Here is an 18841-nt window from a genome sequence, read left to right as displayed (position 1 = left end):
AACAAAGTCCCTGAGATTTTCAAATTTTAGAAAAGATGGTTTAGGTCGGTTTTTATTTTTTATTTTAATTTTTCTTTTTAACAAAGATTCAGATAGTTATTAAAAGGCAGCTATTGAACCTTAGTAAGGATAAAGAATCTAAGGTTAAGTTTTTATTAAAAGCCAAGGGGATAGTTTTTAACATCTCTTTTTTTCTTTACCGTTTTCTGTTTTTTGTTTTTTTTCTTTTTTTCCATTTTTTAACATAAAAGGAAGAAGTTAAAACAACATATAGTTAACTATACATTAAAACAAGCTATATATTGTAAATCAGTCTTTTTAACAAGTGATGGGTTTGTTTTATAGCAATCTTTGGTCTTAACAGGACATCTATCTAAGAAAACACATCCGTCAGAAATAGGAGGGTTAAGTTCTACTTCTATTTCAGGAAATATCTGAGAGGGAGCAAAGGGATCAAGATAAGACCGTATAAGAAGCTCGGTATAAGGATGGTGTTTAAGACGTTTAAACGAACTTTTATGACATAGCTCTACCAAAGTTCCAAGATATATCACCCCTATCCAATCAGCAAGATAAAAAACCACAGGCAAGGAATGGCTTATTAAAAGATAGCTTAGTTGGTAACGTTCTTTTAAAGTTTTCATAAGCTCAAGGATTTGTGCTTGAATGGTTACGTCTAACGCAGAGGTTGGTTCATCGAGAACTAACAACTCAGGGTTAACCATCAAAGCCCTGGCTAAGGCTACCCTTTGACGCTGACCTCCGCTTAACTCATGGGGATATTTTTCTAACACCGAGATATCCAGCCCTACCTGGTTTAAAAGCTCTTGAGCCTTACTTAATCCCTCTTTTTTATCAGGACTTATGTTAATGAAGTAGGGTTCTAAAAGTACATCTTTTATCTTATAACGAGGGTTTAGAGAAGAATAAGGATCTTGTAAAACAGCCTGCACTTTCGCCCTTAAGGCCTTATAAGTATTACCATTAAGATTTTTCAAAGACTTACCAAACCAAAAAACCTCCCCTTTATCTGGAGTTTCAAGACCTAAGGCTATTTTCGCAAGAGTTGACTTACCACATCCACTTTCCCCTAAAATTCCTAATACCTCACCCTTTTCTATCTTTAAACTTATCCCTCTTAGAGCCACCACCTCATAACTTTTTAATCCACCTAAAACCTTTACATGATAGGTCTTCCATATATTTTTAATTTCCAGTACAGGTTTATTCATACCTAAAACATCTTACCCAATGTTGAGAAGCAACCTCTAACAATTGAGGATGATAAGATTTAGCTTTGTCACAGGGATGATCACAACGAAGCTGATAGTAACAACCTTCAGGCTTTTTAGAAAGTTCTACCACCCCTCCTTTTAAATCTACCTTAAACTTTCCCTCTTTAGGATAGGAGTTTATTAAAGCCTGCGTATAGGGATGTAAAGGGGTTAAAAATAACCTTTCTACCGGTGCAAGTTCTACTATCTCTCCTGCATAAAAAACAGCAACTCTGTGGGCTATCCATCTTATAACCCCTAAATCATGAGAAATAAACACTATCGTTAGGCCTCTTTCCCTGTTTAGTCTTTTTAACAAGTTTAAAACCTGTATTTGCAGGGTTGGGTCGATGGCAGTAGTAGGTTCATCGGCTACCAATATTTCAGGGTCTCCAGCAAGGGCTATGGCTATCATTATCCTTTGTCTCAACCCTCCAGAAAGCTGATGGGGATAACTCTTTAATCGTATTTCTGGGTCTGAAATCCCAACTTCTTTTAAAAGATTTAACATCTTATCAAAACGTTCTTTCTTAGTAAGGTCAGGTCGATGAGCCTTTAAGACTTCTTCTAACTGTTCTTTGACAGATAAAACCGGGTTTAATGAGCTCAAAGGATCTTGCAAGATGATAGCAATTTTTTTCCCTCTTATTCGGAAAAGATCTTTTTCTTCCAAAGAATAAAGAGAAAGGCCATCTATCCAGACTTCTCCTGAGTAATAAGAAATCCCAGGAGGAAAAAGTCTGAGCAAGGAAAACCCTGTTAAGGTTTTCCCAGATCCACTTTCTCCTAAAACTCCAAGGACCTCACCTTTTTTGACCTCAAAACTTACCTTTTCCACTAAAGGAACGCGATTATAGGTTAACCCTAAGGTAAGGTTCTTTACTACTAAAAAAGGATTCACCCTCTAAGTCTCCAGAGAAACCTCTCTGGTAAAACCTATCTTCAACCCCCAGAACAAGCTTTCATCTCAGCAGCCATGATTTCATAAGGAGTAGCGGGTCTTGCCTCTAACACTTTAAGAGTAATCACCACGTTTTTACCTGCGGCAGGATGGTTGAAATCTGCCTTTATTTTATCTCCGTTGACCTCAAGAACTTTAAACGAAATCCTTGCTCCATAAGGGCTTACTTCGTCATACCATTCCCCTACCTTTATTTTTTCCGGATGCTTAAGACTGCTTATCTCTACCTCTTTTATTAAATAAGGAAGATGTGGTCCATAAGCTGACTCAGGAGGAAGCACTATTTTAACTTCGTCTCCTTCTTTTTTACCTAAAATAGCCTCTTCTATAACCCTCGGAATGTGTTCTCTTCCTAAAATAAAAGAAGTTTCAAGCTCCTGAGAAAACCATTCCGGAGCTTTTTCCTCTTCAAGACCTAAACGATAAAAAACTTTCACATAGAAATCTTCTTTAATCCCCTCCATCTTTTCCTCCAACAATTTTTAGTATTTTACTAAAAAATTTAACCACGTTTTAATAGAAATTCAAGCAGAGCCATATGAAACCACATCTTATTTTCTGCTTGGTCCCAAACTACGGAATATTCACCTTCTAAAACTTCTTCTGTAATTTCTTCTCCTCGATGAGCTGGCAAGCAGTGTAACACGATAGCCTCTGGACTGGCAAGCTTTAGAAGGTCCGCGTTAACTTGATAGGGTTGAAAAACTTTTCTTCTGGTTTGAGCCTCTTCATCTTGCCCCATACTAATCCAAACATCAGTATTGATAACAGTGGCTCCTTTTACCGCTTCTTTTGGGTCGTGTAAGATTTCTATCTGTAAATTATACCTTTGTTTTAACTCCTCTATAAAATCCTTAGGTGGTTCATATCCTTGAGGAGAAGCTACAGTGATTTTAAAACCAAGAACTGCGGCTGCTTCTATCCAGGAACAAGCCACGTTGTTTCCATCACCTATCCAAACCACCTTTTCTTTAGCAAGGTCTCTGCCTTTTTCTATTACCGTTAAAATATCAGAAAAGGCTTGACAAGGATGATGAAGGTCAGAAAGCCCATTAATTACAGGAATGGTTGCATACTTGGCAAACTCTTCTATCGTCTGATGGCTATAAGTTCTTAAAACTATAACATCTAAATATCTTGAAAGGACTTTAGCGGTATCCTTTATAGGCTCTCCTCGAGCAAGCTGTAAATCCCTTGAAGAAAGAAATAAACTATTTCCACCCAGTTTTATCATCGCTGATTCAAAAGAAAGACGCGTTCTGGTAGAGGGTTTTTCAAAAATCAACCCTAATATTTTACCTTTTAAAGAATCCTGAGGATAGCCCTTTGTCTTAAATTCAAGAGCTCTTAATAATAAACTCCAAACCTCTTCTCTATCGAAGTCACAAACCCTTAAAAAATGTTTTATCCTCATATTTGTTACCCCTTACGATAAACTATCAGAATTTTTTACTAAAAACTTTAGAATTTTTTAATTTTTAAACATATTTTTGATTTTGTAAAGTGTTTTTTTCAAAAATTTTTACCTTTGAGGTAAAAGGTCTTTCTACCATTAAATTTCCCCAGTTAAATGGTTTTTCAGATTTGTGATTTTTTTAACAAGACCCTTTATTTTTTAAATAATCATAGTAAATTATTTCAAATAAAATAGAATAATTAAAAACGAGGTGGGACATGGTTGAGATTAGATTGCATGGAAGAGGTGGGCAGGGGGCGGTTACCTCTGCTGAGCTTATCGCGGTTGCTGCCATCTCCCAGGGAGATTATGCCCAGGCCTTCCCAAGTTTTGGCCCTGAAAGAAGAGGCGCTCCTGTTCAGGCCTTCGCAAGAATCGACAAAAATCCTATCCGCTCAAGAGAAAAAATCTATGAACCTGACGTCATCCTCGTCCTTGACCCTACCCTACCCAAAATCGTTAACATAACCCAAGGCCTTAAACCCTCTGGTATCGCCATCCTTAACTCCAACCTCCCTGAACCTGAACTCCGTAAACTCCTTCATAACTTCCAAGGTAAAATCGCTGTGGTTGACGCTACCAAAATAGCCATCGAAGAACTGGGACTCCCTATCACCAACACCACCATGCTCGGTGCCTTCCTAAAAGCTACAGGTCTTGTCTCCCTTGAGGCCATCGAACAAGCTATCACCGCACGCTTCGGTCGCCTCGCTGAAAAAAACATCAAAGCCCTTAAAAGGGCTATCGATGAAACCAAAATCTATTAAAGGAGTTAAGCCATGCCAAAAGACCAAGGTCTTATAAGCTGGAAAGAACTTGCACCTGGTATGTATATCCTCGAACCAGGCAACTCTAAAAAATTTAAAACCGGTGACTGGAGAGCCTTTAGGCCTGTCCTTGATAAAGATAAATGCATCAAATGCGGTATGTGCTACATCCTCTGCCCTGACATCTGCTATCAACAAGACCAGGATGGCTTCTTCATCTGTAATCTTTTCTACTGCAAAGGCTGCGGCATCTGTGCCGCTAACTGCCCTAAAAAAGCCATTACTATGGTCTTAGAGGAGGAATAACATGACTAAAAAATTCGCTAAAGAAGTCTCCATTGCCGTGGCTGAGGCTGTGGCCCAGTGCAAAGTAGACGTAATCTCTGCCTACCCTATTACCCCTCAAACCCACATCGTCGAACACCTCGCTGAACTCGTTAACAACGGTGAACTCGATGCCGAATACATACCTGTTGAGTCAGAACATGCTGCCATGAGTGCCTGTATCGGGGCTGCCGCAACAGGTGCTCGTACCTTCACCTCTACCTCTGCTCAAGGCCTACTCCTTATGTACGAAACCCTCTTCATCGCATCTGGCATGAGACTACCCATCGTCATGGCTCTTGTCAACCGCTCAGTCTCTGCTCCTATCAGTATCTGGAACGACCACTCCGATGTAATGTCCATGAGAGATGCTGGCTGGATCCATTTCTTCGCTGAAAACGGCCAACAAGCCGTTGACCTCATCTATCATGCCTATAAAGTCGCCGAAAAAACCCTACTTCCTGTCGCCGTAAACATCGATGGCTTCATCCTCTCCCATGTGGTCGAACCTGTCACCTTCTTAGACCAAAACTTACTCGATAAATACCTCCCACCCCTTAAAATCAAATACAAACTTGACCCCAAAAACCCTATAACCATCGGTGCTATCGGTGTCCCTGAAATCTACACCGAGGCTAAAAAAGCTCAGGATGAAGCCCTTAAAGCCAGCTATAAAATAATCCTTCAAGCCTGGAAAGATTTCGAAAAACTTACCGGAAGAAAGTATCTCCCTGTTGAAACCTATCAGATGGAAGATGCTGAAGTAGCTATCGTCATCATGGGTAGCCTTGCTGAAAACGCCATGAATGCCGTTGATATCCTCAGGGCTAAAGGGAAAAAAGTAGGTGTGGTAAGAATCAGACTCTGGAGACCATTTCCTACCAAAGACTTCCTCAAAGCCATCGGTAAAGTCAAAACCCTCTGCGTGGTTGACAGGGCTGTCAGTCATGGCGCAACCGGTGGACCAGTAGGTATAGAGGTACGCTCTGCCCTGTATCAGTCTAACAAAAGACCTCGTGTCCTTAACCTGATTGCAGGTCTTAGCGGTAGAGACGTCACCAAAGAAGACTTCGTTGAAATCTTCGAAAAAACCTTTGAAACCTTAACCAAAAAACCAACCACACCTTATGAAATCTACGGTGTAAAGGAGTAAGCCTATGAGACCAGAACTCAAAAACTTTAAAGGCTTTACCTTAAAAAACTTACCTGAATATGAAGGCTTTGCTCAAGGCCATAGAGCCTGTCAAGGTTGTGGCACCGTGCTTCCTCTAAGGCTCGCCCTAAAAGCACTTGGCCCCAATACCATCGCTGTCACCTCAACTGGCTGCATGGAAATCGTCTCAAGCCCCTTCCCCTATACCTCCTGGAATGTACCCTGGATCCATGTTGCCTTCGAAAACTCCGCTACCGTTGCATCAGGTATCGAGGCTGCCATCAAAGCTCTTAAACGTAAAGGCAAACTTAAATCCAAAGAAAAAATAAACGTCGTTGTGTTTGCAGGAGATGGAGCTACCTTTGACATAGGTCTTCAGTGGCTCTCAGGTGCCCTTGAAAGAGGCCATGACTTTGTCTACATCTGCCTTGATAACGAGGCCTACATGAATACAGGGGTGCAAAGGTCTGGAGCTACCCCCTTTGGAGCACACACCACCACAAGCCCTGCAGGTAAAATCATCAAAGGTCAAACCACCTGGAAAAAAAACCTGATGGGCATCGTGATAGCTCATAACATACCCTATGCCGCAACCGCAAACCCTGCCTTCCCTATCGATCTCATGAATAAGGTTAAAAAAGCAGCCTTGGTAAACGGTCCTGCCTTCATCCATGTCTATGCAACCTGTCCCACCGGATGGGGAACAAAAAGCGAAGACAGCCTTCTTACAGCTAAACTTGCGGTAGAAACAAGGGTCTTTCCTCTTTATGAGGTCATAGACGGAAAATACATCATCAACCGTAAAGTCGATAAACCTAAACCTGTAGAAGAATATCTCAAGATCCAAAGAAGGTTTAGACACCTTACCCCTGAACAAATAGCCTACATCCAGGAGAGGGTAAACCAGGAATACGAAAAACTCCTTAAACTTGCTGAAAGCTTTGGCGAAACTCAAACAGAACAAAAAGATGAGTAAATTCTTCTTGACAGTAAGGAAAAATAAATTATAATAACTTCTTGTTAAGCGGGCGTGGCTCAGCCTGGTAGAGCGGCTGCTTGCCATGCAGCAGGTCGCGGGTTCGAATCCCGTCGCCCGCTCTTTATTTTTTCGATTAAAGGTGTGATGTCATGAAGTTAGTCTATTATGGTCATTCCTGTTTCAAAATAGTTTCAGAAAAAGGGAAAAAAATCATCATAGATCCATGGCTTACTAATCCTATTTCTCCTAAGGATGCTGACCAAGGACCTTATGACTATATCCTTATCACCCATGCCCATGGAGATCATTTAGGGGAAGCTTTATCCCTTTCTAAAAAAGGTGGTGAACTTGTCGCAATCCACGAAATTCAGCAATATCTCCTTCGGAAAGGTGCTCCTAAAGCCATAGGCATGAACATAGGTGGAACTTATCGTTCAGATGGTATTAGTTTTACCATGGTGCCAGCTTTACACAGTTCTTCTTTTCCTGATGGGAGCTACGGAGGAGAACCCTGCGGCTTTGTAATCACCCTTGAAAATGGCTTAATCATCTATCATGCAGGTGATACTGGGGTCTTTTCAGACATGAAGTTAATCGGTGAACTCTATAGCCCTGAGATAGCCTTATTACCAATAGGAGACCATTATGTAATGGGGCCTAAAGAAGCTGCAAAGGCTTGTGAACTTATCAAACCTAAAGTAGTTATCCCTATGCATTATGGGACTTTTCCTGTACTCTCAGGTAAGGTAGAAGATTTAGAAAAAGAGATAAAAAAATACGGGCTTGAGATTAAAATACATCCTTTAAAGCCCGGGGAAGAATTCAATCTATAACGTCATCTATCATGCCTTGTTTTCTCGCACTATCAGGTTATAGCGGATCTGGAAAAACTACCATAGGTTCCTTTTTAGTTAAAAAATTAACTGAAGAGGGATATAAGGTAGGGGTAGTTAAATCTTGTAAAGAGAAAGAAATCTTTACTGATTTTCCTAATAAGGATACTTGGACTTATAGAGAAAATGGAGCTTCTGGGGTTGTTCTTTTTCAAGAAAAATTAATTACTCTTTATTTAGTCCCTCAAAAAAACAATCTCACTTCTTTTAAAGATTGGTACAGTTATTTCCTATCAGTTTTTTGGGGATATGACTTAGTTTTGTTTGAGGGCTTTAAGAACGTAGACATTTTCCCTAAACTTTGGGTCTTAAAGGATAAAGAAGAGGATTTAAACTTAGTAAAAAAGGAACTTAAGAATCTTTTAGGCTTTGTGGTGAAAGAAGATATAGAGTGGTGGAAAAATAGATTTCCTGAAGAAACTTTTTTTAGTATAGAGCAAGAAAAGGAACTTTTGAGCTTTCTAAAAAATTTTATAGAACAAAAAAGAGAAAAGGTGATACTAAAGGTAAACGGCAAGAAGGTTCCTCTTAAAGATTTTGTAGCAGACATTTTAGCCTATCCTCTTTTAGGTTTTGTTAAAGCCTTAAAAGGTGTCCCAGAAGAAATCCAAGAGATAGAAGTAAAAATAAAAAACATATCTTGACAAAACCAAGAAACCGTTTATATTTAAGAAAGTTTAAAAAACGTTGGGCCGGTAACTCAGTCGGTAGAGTATCGGCCTTTTAAGCCGAGAGTCGCAGGTTCGAGTCCTGCCCGGCCCATATAGAGAGTTGTGCCCCCATCGTCTAGCCAGGTCCAGGACACCGGCCTTTCACGCCGGCGACAGGGGTTCGAATCCCCTTGGGGGCGCTTTTTATCGATCATTTTATTATAACTTCACCAATTAATAAAAATCTTTTAACCGAAGCTAAAGGTTTTTATGTGATCTTACGATTTCTAAGATAGTCTCTGCTTTTAGATCGTCTACTGAAATATATTTAGCTGAGAACCACTCAGCAACTTTTAGAGCAAGATCCTTTTTTATAGAATTATTTTTCTTTTCTGTATCAACCACGATAAAGTCAACTCCTGATAAATCTTTCATAGTAGTACAAATTTTTTAATCTCTTCAAAAATATCACCTGAGACATTTTTATTTAGGGGAACATTAGCTTTACCATCGGTAACAAGAATAATTAAGAAGCAACTTTCAGGCTCTTTAATTGAAACTCTTTTGGTAGTGTTTCATTAATTGTGTCTAAATTTTAGGGGTAAGGGCTTCCCCTGATAAACTTAAACTCAAAATTAAGAAGGAGGGGAAGCCTATGAAAAACTTAAAGGAGATTTTAAACCGAAAAATCTTCCTCTATTACTCTCCTTGCAAGCATTAGTCGACTTATAGAGGTAAAGATTCAAGAGATAGATAAATGAAAAAATCGAGAGGTTGAAGAGGAATATTTTGCTTTGTATGTAGATGCTACGTTTTTAAGTGTAAGGAGCTGCTTGTTGTAGTTCTCCACCCACCTTTTCACTATTTCCCGAACTTCTTCAAGGCTCACAAATTTCTACCTATCAAGCAATTCCTCCCTCATGCTCCGATGAAAACTCTCTATATGCCCATGTGAAAAGGTTGCCCCGGCGGTATCACTTCTTCCTCGATCTTCAGATTGACGGTAAAAAGAGCTTCTTGGGATGTCGAATCGTTTACATAGGACTGCTATGGGAATGTTGAATTGATGGAGGCCTTTAAATTTTTGTCTGAAGCCTTAGATGTTGTTAGGATTGATGCCGTATTTTCTTGCTACGGAAGCCACTGAATTGTTTGGGAGGTCTGCCTCGGCGAGGATTTTAATGATTTGCTCGGTTGAGAATTTGGTTTTACGCATGCTTTTTACCCCCTTTTTTAAAATTTTTCACACCATTCTAAATTATAACTGTCTCAAAAATGAGGAGCACTCCAAGTTTACCTGGATTTAAAGAAGCGATATCTAATTTTAGGAGGAAGGCTTCTTACCCCAAATTGGTAGACACAATTAAAAAATACTATGATCAAATTTGTAAAAAATTTAAAAAATTTTTAAATTTTAGCGATATTAATGTGAAATAACTAAAAAGAAAATGTTACTAAAATGAGATTAAAAAAGAAAAGCTGAAAGCAACACAGAAATAAGAACTACGTAAACAAGGTTAACCTTTCGATAGAGAGCAAAGAAACTCACCATAGCCATCATGGCTTTCAACAAATTCCAGTCTAAAGAAACTATAGACTTAATCGCCACAAAAAGAAGCAAACCAGAAAAAGAAGAGCCCCATAGTATTCAAAAAATGAAATAAGCATCTTTAAACAGACTTTCGTGATTTTAAAAACAAATAAACACCCGTTATCCCAATTATCCAGCCTACAATTCCAAAAGCTATAAAAAATCTTGTATGGGAAGCAATCAATGGTTTCTTAAAACCCTCTACCTCTAACCTATCTTTTATCTTCATTTCAACTTCTGCCCCATGAAGTCCGTGTTCTGTTTCTCCTTTAACCACAACTCTCCAAATACCTTTTTTATCTGGCATAAAACAAAAAATCCCGTTTTTATCAGTCCTTGCCTTCTGAAAAGGTATTCTTTCATCTGGTGCATAAACTTCTATCTTCGCATAATTCATCGGAGATTTGTCTGCAAAAAAGAAGCTTACACAGATACCCTCCCTTTCTCTTACCTGATAATTAACCTCGTGAGCAAACACCTTTTCTCCAAGATTTATACACAGTAAAAAACACATTACTAATAAAATTATTTTCAACTTTTTACCCTCCTCTTTATAAATTTTATTTTTGCCAGGTAAGAGAGGTAATAAGCCATAGATAGTCAGCTTTAGGGTCTGAGATTTTTAACTTATAAAAACACACCAAGGCATAGTAGTTTTCTTTCATCTTAAGGTCTTCAACCTTTATTCTTGCTATCCCATTTATATCAGTTTTAGCTACTTCTTTATGAAAAGGATTAAAAATGATTACACTTTCAACTGGTTTCCCTTCATATAAGACCTTTATTACAACTTCGTCTTTTACTTCATAAGGAGCTTTTACAAAAACTGGTTCAAGCCTTAAACCCAAAGTTTTTTTTAGAAGAGAAGAATCTGTAAAAATAGCTTTGGTTGCTTGAATCACATAAAAACTTTCTACCACTTGTAACCCTTGTTTTTGAGCTTCAATTTTATCCATTCTTTTCCTTCCTTCTGGTGTAGTAACCAAATAAACTCCATCCATAGAAACAAGGATTAAAGAAGGCTTTTCCTTACCTGAAAGAAGGAGTTGATTGTTTATTATCTCTTTTTTAAGTGTTACAGATTTTTCTTTTTTATCAAAAGCTTTAATTTCTTTTATTGCTGCAGGGTTATAAGGTTCAACCTTGCCCTTATGTCCCCAAAACACTGTAAACTTTCCATCAGTTTTCTCGATCCAAAGCATATGACAAAAACCGATCGTTACCCAGAACAAAAAAGTTGAAAACATAAAAACCAAACTTAGAATAAATTTTTTCATACTTAACCCCCTTTTGTTTTTAATTTTTGATTAAATTTGAAATAATACAGTGTTAAGCCCGCTAAAATAGTTAACATTCCTGCTAAAAGGGTTAGAGGCTTAGTAACGATAGTAAAAATAATCATCCAGAGGTTAACCAAAATAAAAGCAAAAGCTGAGAAAATAAATTTTTTCTTAAGTTTCATAAGACCTAAAACTGTTAAACTTGCACATAGAGATAAAGTAAATCCTATATAAAGAAGAAGAGCTTCAAAGGTTGAGGTTATTACCATAAAAATAGCAATTAGTGCCTGAAGAAGGATAGAAAAAATAGGAGTCTTTTTTTCTGTATGAATTTTTGAAAATACTTTAAAGAATACCCCATCCCTTGCCATAGCATAATATACCCTTGGTCCGGCAAGTATCATAGCACTTAAAACAGAAAGAAGACCTAAGGTAATTCCAGCAGTAAAAATAAAAGAAAGTTCGTTTCCAAAAACTTTTTCGGCTGTCTTAGCCCCTAACTCCACAATGCCAGCCATTTCTTCAAAAGAAAGAACTTTAACATAAAGGTAGTTTGTCCCCAGATACAAAGTTGCAATCACTAAAATTCCTAACAAAAGGGCTAAAGGGATGTTTCTTTGCGGATCTTTGATCTCATCTCCTATATAGGTTGCAGCATTCCATCCACTGTAGGCATACATAACATAAATAAGAGAAACAGGAAAACTTAAGCTTAATAGTGCCTCTTTTTTTGGAATTAAACTTCCTATATCAAAGTTAGTCATTCCTTCTTTAGTGTATATGAATCCAAAGAAAATAAAGGCAAAAAGAAAAAGAACTTTAAAGAAAGTTATTCCTGTTTGGAAATTAGCAGCTATTTTAATTCGTTGTACGTGAACTAAAGAAAGAAGTAAAATCACTGAAATAGCTAAAAGTTTAGAGATTAATTCTGAGGTTTGTATTGAAAAAAGTTCTAAAAAATATTTTGAAAAGGCAATAGCTGTTGCTGCAATAGGAGCAGAAAAACCAACAATAAGTGAAATCCAGCCAGCAAGAAATCCAAAAACCTCACCAAAAGTTTCTTTTAAAAAAACATATTCTCCCCCTGCCCGAGGAAAAAGTCTACCAAGCTCAGCATAACTAAGAGCACCAAAAAAAGCAATCAAACCTCCTAAGAGCCACAGAAAAAGAAGAGCCCCTGGATCTCTAAGTTCCTTTATAATGAATCCAGAGGTGGTAAAAATACCTGTTCCTACGGTGTTTCCAACAACAAGCATGATAGCAGGAATAAGCCCTACCTCTCTTCTTAGGTAAACAGTTTTTTTCTCAGAAACAGAAAAATTCTTTATTCCAGTAAGTTCCTTAATTTCCACCAAAATCTCCTATATAAACCAAATATTCAAAGGGTAGCTGAACCTCTCTAATTTTTTCATAAATATCTTCAAAGGTTCCTGCTATAACCCTTTCTTTGTTTTTATAACCTGCATGCAGTACAAAGATTACTTGAGTTTTTGGGGAGTAATATTTTTCTATCTTCTTTAAAACCTCGGTTATGTCTTTTATTCTCATGGTAAAAATAACAAGGTTTGTGCCTGTTTTAGCAAGGGCCTCGAGGTCAGAAAATCCTGCAGCAAGGGTTACACTTTGGGCTTTACCCCCAGTAATGCTTTTTTTAATAGCCGCATTAGCTGCATTAAAAGAGCTCACCCCAGGAATGATTTCTGGGTTTAAGTCTTTAAACGCCTCCACATACCATATATGGGGACCGTAGATAGTAGGATCACCGTCTTCAAGAACGGCTACCACCTTACCTTGCTTAACAGCTTCTCTTATGATCTTGGTTATCTTTTCAAGCTCTTTTCTTTTTTCTTTTTCATCGAAACTTAAAGACTTTATTTCTATCTGAGATTTAGGGTTCCCTCTATCTTTTCGATAGAAAAGGTGAAAAATACCAAAGCCTGCATCATAAACCTCTTTTCCCTTAATTAAATCTCTTACCCTTTCACAAGTCCATTTACTGCAAAAGATAACATCAGTTTTTTTGATAACTTCATAAGCCCTTAAGGTCAAATTATCAGGGTCTCCAACCCCGGTGCTAACAAGATAAAGTCTACCTTCTGCTTGAGCTAAAGAAAAAGTAAAACCTATAAAAAAGAGACTTAATAGTAAAATTTTTTTAAGATTTTTCATTTTATAACCCCCCTTTTTTTAACTTTTAAAAATTAAAAGATACAAACCCAAAGACGTTAAAAGGAGTTCCTGGGTAATAGCTACCGGTACCAAAAATATATTTTCTATCAAACAGGTTGTTAAGCTCAACGGCTAATCTAAGGTTTTTAAGCCTTAAACTTTTTATTTCTTCTTTACTATAAGAAACCATTAAATCAAACACTTCATACCCAGAGACCCTCTCTGTACGTGCTAAATTTCCATAATAACTACTTACATACCTAAATCTGGGAACTATTTCAAGCCCTTTATACCTTGCTATGAGTCCTGTAGTGAGCATTTTTTCTGGAACCCCTGTTACTTGTTTTCCATCAACAGGATAACGGGTCCCAGCACTTATGATGTCTCCGTCGTATTTCATCTTTACATAAGATGGGTTGAAAAATAAGGAAATTTTATCGGTAATATAAAACGTTGAAGCAAGTTCAAACCCATATCCTTTTGCCTTACCGATAAAGGTATTAAAACTTACAGGTAAACCAGTAGAAGGATCAATCAAAAGCTGGTCAGGATTATCTGGGTCTTTCCAGCCTGGAGTAAAAGGTGTGTTTAAGTTTTTATGTTTAGAGAAGTAAATGGTTGGGTATAATTCAAACTTCTCAGTTCTAACCCTAAGCCCCAAATCCCAGTTATAAGTTTCTTCACATTTATAATCATTAAACAGATCATCCAGAGTTATACCCATCTTTTTAAACTTATTATAAAGACGATAGTAAAGATTTACTATTGGCATATACATATAAGGGGTTTGGAAGGTTTTACCAAAGCTTGTATATACCTCTATCTTATCGTTAAAAGTATAGGAAAGCCCAAAAGATGGAACCCACGCAGAATAACTTCTTCCACCATAATCAAGCTTAGGTTCTCTTAGTAAGTAAGGCACTGTTCCATTGTATTGAGTAATGTACCCTTCATTTTTTCCGTCTTTTTTCTTTATATATTGAAGACCTGCTTGCCAGCTTAGTCTACCTATGTTTCCTGCAAACTTAAGGTAAGGACTTGAAGAGTAGCCATCAGAAATACTTTTGGTAAATCTACCCCATCCAATAAAAGTTAAGCTCCCATCAGGGTTTAACCAATAGTTTTTAGAAGGTCTGTCCTCCCATTCTTGGACTTCATAATGATAGCCTAAAAGTCCTCTAAAAAACTTTAAATCAAAAACAAGTTGAGTTAAAACCCCTTTTCTTTTAACCTCCCATCCACTCCAAGTTACCCCTGGTTTACTTTGTCTCATAGGACCTGATATGCTTCTACTTCCGCTCCAATCCCCTTTTTCTTCTATTCTGTAATAAGGTTTTAATTGAAGCATCAATTTGTCTAACAATCTTATATCTAAAAAGGCATAATAGTCTTTATTTGTCCATCCAAGTTCCTGATATTTATAGTAATACCAATCTCTTGAGGGATTGCCCGTAAAGTTTTCATTATAATCTAACCATCTATCTTTTTTAGCATCTTGATAGGAAAGAGAAGCATACTTATGATGGTCAAGATCATTATAGTTTGCCCAAAGTTTTATGTTAATTCTTTCTCCTAAAGCCTGAACTAAAGTAAAGTTTAGGTTTTCTCTTGGACCAAGTTTTCCTTTTCCTCTCCACTTATCTGTCTCTGCATTAGAGTAGGAAAGCGAAAACTTAGTCCCTAAGGTAGGTAATTTACCTGAATCAACTCTTACAAAGGTTTTAGTATAATCATTCATCCCTAAACCTTGTTTAAATTCAAACCCAAATTTATCTTTAGCCCATTTTGGTTTTAACTCAACCGTTCCCCCTCTTGTTCCTGCACCTGTTCCAAGGTCAACAGGAATAACCCCTTTATACACATCAATTGCCTCCATGTTTTCTAAGTCAAAAATATACTCCCTTGGACCGATAGGGTTTCCTCCGTAAACAGGGACTCCTTCAACAGACATTGTTCCCAAGGAACCAGAAACACCTCTTATCGTTATACTTCTCTGAGTTGAAGAAATACCTGCAGGATCAGGAGTTTCAAAATATACCCCTGGTAAAATATTTAAGATAGACCAAACGTTGCTACTACCCCTTTCTCCAGATAGTTCAATCCCTTTTTTGGTAATCCCTATCCCTGTATAAACTGTTTCTGCTGTCTCTTTAGTAGGAGTAATTATTTTTTCACCAGTAACTATGATCTCAGGTAAAGTTCCCTCTTTTTCCAACCTTTCCTTATCAATCCCTTCTGCAAAACCCTTAGAAACAAAAAACATTTTTAAAGCCAAAACAAAAAATAAAGCTTTTTTGCCCCACATTTCAACCCCCCTATCAAGAACTAATTTTCATTAGTTGCAACTTGAAACATATTTTTAAAAAAATATTATTTATTCTGATAACATATTTTTAAAAAATGTCAATAAAAAATACTTTTATATTTTTCATATCTTGAAATTGTAAAAAATTTAAAAAATTTTTAAATTTTAGCGATATTAATGTGAAATAACTAAAAAGAAAATGTTACTAAAATGAGATTAAAAAAGAAAAGCTGAAAGCAACACAGAAATAAGAACTACGTAAACAAGGTTAACCTTTCGATAGAGAGCAAAGAAACTCACCATAGCCATCATGGCTTTCAACAAATTCCAGTCTAAAGAAACTATAGACTTAATCGCCACAAAAAGAAGTAAACCAGAAAAAGAGGCTAAGATTCCCTGTTTTGCTTTTAAAAAAATTTTTAATTGATTCATTTTATCTGAAAACTCGCAGAATAATGCCATGATAATAAAAGATGGGGTAAAAACAGAAATCGTTGCTATCAAAGCTCCCAAAAGACCTTTTAATAGATAACCTACAAAAGTAGCTGTTATCACTATCGGACCTGGAGTAACTTGTCCAAGAGCAATACCATCTATGAAAGTTTTATTATCAATCCAGACCAATCTATCTACAAATTCATGCATCATAAGAGGTAAAGAGGCATAACCTCCTCCAAAAGCAAAAAGGTCTATTTTTATCATGGTTAGCGAAATCGTAAAAAGGGTCTTATCTACAAAATATAAACAAAATAAGCCTATCAAAGGAACAAAAATAAGACATACAAGACCTATAAAATTTATTTTTTTTGAGTTTCCTGGTTTGTAGACAGAAACATCTCTAAACAGTAACTGGGACAAAACTAAACACATAAAGATGATCAAGAAAGGACTAACCTTAAGCCAAAAAAGTAAAAAAGAAAAAAAACCTATCAACATCTCACCCTTTGACTTAACCAAAGGTCTTGCAAAACTTAGAAAAGCGTTAGCCACAATACTTATCACTACCACTTGAAGTCCGTTAAAAACTGAAATAACCTCTGGAAGGTCATGTGTCTTAACATAAAAATAAGATAAAATAAGCATTAACAAAAAAGCAGGTAACCCAAACCCTGTAAAACTGGCGATCCCTCCTAATATTCCCCTGGTTTTAAATCCTACATAAGCTGCAACCTGCATAGCAGTAGCTCCTGGGATTGCCTGAGCTATCACCACTCCATCCTGAAAAGTCTTACTATCAAGCCATCGCTTTTTTTCAACTGCAAGATCTTTTATGTAAGCTACCATCGCAGGACCACCAAAAGCAGTGAGTCCGAGTTTTAAAAACGATACAAAAAGGTCTGCCAACATCTTAATGACTAAACATGCTAAGAACTTTATATAACGTTACTATTACAAGCACTACTCCAAAAAGTTGTTTGAGGCGGTTACTTGGCAACCATATACTCGTAAGCCTCGCCCCAATAAAAGCCCCTATAGCACCTGCTATTACCAAAGGAATCACTAAAGACAAATCCCAATGTGCGGTTTTAATGTGTGGAATAAGAGCAGAAAAAGACGGAGGTGTTACTGCCCAGGCGTTTATGCCTGCTGCTTTTTTAGGTTCAATACCCACTATAATAAGGGTAGGCATAAGTAAAAATCCAGGTCCAACTCCAAGGAATCCACTTAAAATAGAGATTGGTATAGCAAGTATTAAAGCTAAAGTAAACTTTTCTTCTGATTCCTTTCTTTTGATTGGTTTAAAAAGTCTATAGGCAAGATACACCACAGCAAAAAAATAAACAAACCAGACATATTTTTGTTCTACAAAATGGACTATATACGCTCCAATAGGTGCAAAAACAGTAGTTACTACTGAAAGCACAATCGCTTTTTTCCAGTCCACAAGACCACTTTTTCCAAACCCTAACGTGGCTAAAAGTGCAGTTATACCGTTAAGAAGAAGACTTAATGGTTGTATCTGATGAATTAAATCCTGTAAAAAAAGACCAAGAAAAGGAATCGCGGCAAAAGCTACCCCCAGTCCAAGCATTCCTGAAACAACAGAAAGAATAAATAGACCAACTGTTAAAATAATATACAGGTATTCAACTTGCATAATTCATCTCCTGCAATTTTTATGTTAGTTTTTGTTTAATACATCTCGTGTTATATAGTAATAGTATGAACAACAACGAAATAAAGAGGGACAAGGACCCCATGGCTCTTAGGCTTAAAAGCCTCAAAAGGAGGCTGTCCCCCTGTCCCTCAACTCCAAATAAGTTGGTTAGGCTCCCTAAGCCTCTGCCACACGGGAGAATGGAGCAAGAGACTTCTACTAAATCAACTCCACACAAGAAGGTGCGAACATGGGTTCCTTCGTCGGCGTTGACCTCTCCAAAGACCCCTTTTTTAACATCGCTGTCCTCAAAGACCTCAAAGAGCAAAACTTCATCCTGTCCCAAACCTTCCCTATGTCTCAAGAAGACTTCTCTCAGTTTCTTTCCATCTTTAACCAACTCATCAACCCCATCGTAGCCATGAAATCTACTGGTAGATTCTTCCTCCCTCTCTATCATTTCCTCCTTGCTAATAGCTTCCAGGCCTTCATCATCAACCCCAAAATCCTTCATCGCTTCTTTAACTTCATCTCCGCAAACTACCCCTCTAAATCTGACCCCAAAGATGCTAAAATCCTTGCACTTTTTGCTCTCTCTAACCCCCAATTCGGGAGTAGAATATAAATTGTGTCTTTTAATAAAATATTTTAGAGGCATAATAAAAATTTTTAATATTTTTTAAATTAATGATAACATAAAACCTAAAAGACTAAACTAACCAGGAGGTCTGTAAAATGGAAAACTTAGACTTAGATTTAGAAAAAGTTTTAAGTGAAATCTCAAAAATTGAATCAAAAGAGGGTATCAAAATGGCTGCTGCACTCCTCTTAAACGCTCTCATGAAAAAAGAAAGAGAAATATTCCTTAGAGATAGTATTGATAATAAAGCTAATGGTTACTATGAAAGACAACTTGCCTGTTTCTTAGGTAACCTTGGTAT

21 protein-coding genes, 3 tRNA genes and 1 pseudogene are annotated in these 18841 nt (G+C 37.2%); 10 read left to right on the top strand and 15 right to left on the bottom strand.

The genetic code is table 11. From position 1 onward, the window contains the following. Nucleotides 1-278 precede the first annotated feature (278 nt). From G580_RS0101240 to argF, 4 genes are read right to left on the bottom strand one after another with little or no spacing between them, the layout of a single operon-like run. Nucleotides 279-1232 carry an ABC transporter ATP-binding protein gene (locus tag G580_RS0101240; protein WP_028840691.1) on the bottom strand — a complete coding sequence of 318 codons (954 nt, stop codon included), beginning with the start codon at nucleotides 1230-1232 and terminating at the stop codon, nucleotides 279-281. Beyond that, a complete protein-coding gene (locus G580_RS0101235) occupies nucleotides 1225-2175 on the bottom strand; it encodes an ABC transporter ATP-binding protein (protein ID WP_028840690.1) in 951 nt (316 codons plus the stop codon). Before G580_RS0101235 ends, G580_RS0101240 begins: the two co-directional genes overlap by 8 nt. Before the next feature lie 41 nt (nucleotides 2176-2216). Further along, nucleotides 2217-2699 (bottom strand): FKBP-type peptidyl-prolyl cis-trans isomerase, encoded by a 483-nt coding sequence (locus tag G580_RS0101230; RefSeq protein WP_028840689.1) that lies wholly within the window; start codon nucleotides 2697-2699, stop codon nucleotides 2217-2219. A 38-nt stretch (nucleotides 2700-2737) separates the two neighbouring features. Then, complete coding sequence (argF, locus tag G580_RS0101225; RefSeq protein WP_028840688.1) at nucleotides 2738-3649, bottom strand: ornithine carbamoyltransferase; 912 nt, start codon at nucleotides 3647-3649, stop codon at nucleotides 2738-2740. A 260-nt stretch (nucleotides 3650-3909) separates the two neighbouring features. Between argF and G580_RS0101215 the strand changes: the two genes are divergently transcribed. The 9 genes from G580_RS0101215 (at nucleotide 3910) to G580_RS0101175 (ending at nucleotide 8657) form a co-directional block, all read left to right on the top strand. Continuing rightward, nucleotides 3910-4458, top strand: a complete 549-nt coding sequence (locus G580_RS0101215; RefSeq protein WP_028840687.1) for a pyruvate ferredoxin oxidoreductase subunit gamma — start codon at nucleotides 3910-3912, stop codon at nucleotides 4456-4458. Nucleotides 4459-4470: 12 nt separating this feature from the next. Then, the gene (locus tag G580_RS0101210; RefSeq protein ID WP_028840686.1) at nucleotides 4471-4764 is read left to right on the top strand and encodes a 4Fe-4S binding protein; all 294 of its coding nucleotides are present in this window, start codon (nucleotides 4471-4473) and stop codon (nucleotides 4762-4764) included. A 1-nt stretch (nucleotide 4765) separates the two neighbouring features. Then, on the top strand, nucleotides 4766-5935 hold the full coding sequence (locus G580_RS0101205; RefSeq protein WP_028840685.1) for a transketolase C-terminal domain-containing protein: 1170 nt from the start codon (nucleotides 4766-4768) through the stop codon (nucleotides 5933-5935). A gap of 4 nt (nucleotides 5936-5939) precedes the next feature. Continuing rightward, the gene (gene porB, locus G580_RS0101200; RefSeq protein WP_028840684.1) at nucleotides 5940-6911 is read left to right on the top strand and encodes a pyruvate synthase subunit PorB; all 972 of its coding nucleotides are present in this window, start codon (nucleotides 5940-5942) and stop codon (nucleotides 6909-6911) included. Between the two features lie 48 nt (nucleotides 6912-6959). Next, nucleotides 6960-7033, top strand: a tRNA-Gly gene (locus G580_RS0101195). Nucleotides 7034-7063: 30 nt separating this feature from the next. Continuing rightward, nucleotides 7064-7747 (top strand): metal-dependent hydrolase, encoded by a 684-nt coding sequence (locus tag G580_RS0101190; RefSeq protein WP_028840683.1) that lies wholly within the window; start codon nucleotides 7064-7066, stop codon nucleotides 7745-7747. A gap of 11 nt (nucleotides 7748-7758) precedes the next feature. Continuing rightward, nucleotides 7759-8451 carry a molybdopterin-guanine dinucleotide biosynthesis protein B gene (locus G580_RS0101185; protein WP_028840682.1) on the top strand — a complete coding sequence of 231 codons (693 nt, stop codon included), beginning with the start codon at nucleotides 7759-7761 and terminating at the stop codon, nucleotides 8449-8451. A gap of 45 nt (nucleotides 8452-8496) precedes the next feature. After that, nucleotides 8497-8569, top strand: a tRNA-Lys gene (locus G580_RS0101180). Nucleotides 8570-8582: 13 nt separating this feature from the next. Further along, nucleotides 8583-8657, top strand: a tRNA-Glu gene (locus G580_RS0101175). 58 nt (nucleotides 8658-8715) lie between these two features. Here G580_RS0101175 and G580_RS11385 read toward each other — a convergent pair. The 11 genes from G580_RS11385 to G580_RS11920 all read right to left on the bottom strand — a co-directional run bounded on the left by G580_RS11385 (nucleotide 8716) and on the right by G580_RS11920 (nucleotide 18558). Further along, the gene (locus tag G580_RS11385) at nucleotides 8716-8892 is read right to left on the bottom strand and encodes a vWA domain-containing protein (protein ID WP_156874757.1); all 177 of its coding nucleotides are present in this window, start codon (nucleotides 8890-8892) and stop codon (nucleotides 8716-8718) included. Between the two features lie 661 nt (nucleotides 8893-9553). Then, the gene (locus G580_RS11215) at nucleotides 9554-9673 is read right to left on the bottom strand and encodes a transposase (RefSeq protein WP_083960773.1); all 120 of its coding nucleotides are present in this window, start codon (nucleotides 9671-9673) and stop codon (nucleotides 9554-9556) included. A gap of 249 nt (nucleotides 9674-9922) precedes the next feature. Next, nucleotides 9923-10078 (bottom strand): hypothetical protein, encoded by a 156-nt coding sequence (locus G580_RS11380; RefSeq protein ID WP_156874756.1) that lies wholly within the window; start codon nucleotides 10076-10078, stop codon nucleotides 9923-9925. Nucleotides 10079-10127: 49 nt separating this feature from the next. Beyond that, nucleotides 10128-10583, bottom strand: coding sequence for a hypothetical protein (locus G580_RS09500; protein ID WP_156874755.1), 456 nt, complete (start codon nucleotides 10581-10583; stop codon nucleotides 10128-10130). 25 nt (nucleotides 10584-10608) lie between these two features. Beyond that, nucleotides 10609-11325: a DUF4198 domain-containing protein gene (locus G580_RS0101150; protein ID WP_028840680.1), complete on the bottom strand. Its 717-nt coding sequence runs from the start codon at nucleotides 11323-11325 to the stop codon at nucleotides 10609-10611. A gap of 2 nt (nucleotides 11326-11327) precedes the next feature. Next, nucleotides 11328-12680 (bottom strand): APC family permease, encoded by a 1353-nt coding sequence (locus G580_RS0101145; protein WP_051172944.1) that lies wholly within the window; start codon nucleotides 12678-12680, stop codon nucleotides 11328-11330. Then, the gene (locus G580_RS09495) at nucleotides 12670-13497 is read right to left on the bottom strand and encodes an SAM-dependent methyltransferase (protein ID WP_051172943.1); all 828 of its coding nucleotides are present in this window, start codon (nucleotides 13495-13497) and stop codon (nucleotides 12670-12672) included. The genes G580_RS0101145 and G580_RS09495 overlap by 11 nt, the downstream gene beginning before the upstream one ends. Before the next feature lie 25 nt (nucleotides 13498-13522). Continuing rightward, on the bottom strand, nucleotides 13523-15802 hold the full coding sequence (locus tag G580_RS09490) for a TonB-dependent receptor (RefSeq protein ID WP_051172941.1): 2280 nt from the start codon (nucleotides 15800-15802) through the stop codon (nucleotides 13523-13525). Between the two features lie 216 nt (nucleotides 15803-16018). After that, nucleotides 16019-17149: a chromate efflux transporter gene (chrA, locus tag G580_RS0101130; protein WP_038041267.1), complete on the bottom strand. Its 1131-nt coding sequence runs from the start codon at nucleotides 17147-17149 to the stop codon at nucleotides 16019-16021. Nucleotide 17150: 1 nt separating this feature from the next. Beyond that, nucleotides 17151-17900, bottom strand: a complete 750-nt coding sequence (locus G580_RS0101125; protein WP_038041264.1) for a sulfite exporter TauE/SafE family protein — start codon at nucleotides 17898-17900, stop codon at nucleotides 17151-17153. 19 nt (nucleotides 17901-17919) lie between these two features. Beyond that, nucleotides 17920-18558 (bottom strand): hypothetical protein, encoded by a 639-nt coding sequence (locus G580_RS11920; RefSeq protein WP_028840676.1) that lies wholly within the window; start codon nucleotides 18556-18558, stop codon nucleotides 17920-17922. Nucleotides 18559-18635: 77 nt separating this feature from the next. Here G580_RS11920 and G580_RS09485 point away from each other — a divergent pair. After that, nucleotides 18636-18841, top strand: a pseudogene (locus G580_RS09485) (IS256 family transposase); the annotation flags it as partial.

The organism is Thermodesulfobacterium hveragerdense DSM 12571, assembly GCF_000423845.1.
Classification (GTDB): domain Bacteria; phylum Desulfobacterota; class Thermodesulfobacteria; order Thermodesulfobacteriales; family Thermodesulfobacteriaceae; genus Thermodesulfobacterium; species Thermodesulfobacterium hveragerdense.
This window is presented reverse-complemented; position numbering and strand designations above follow the sequence as displayed.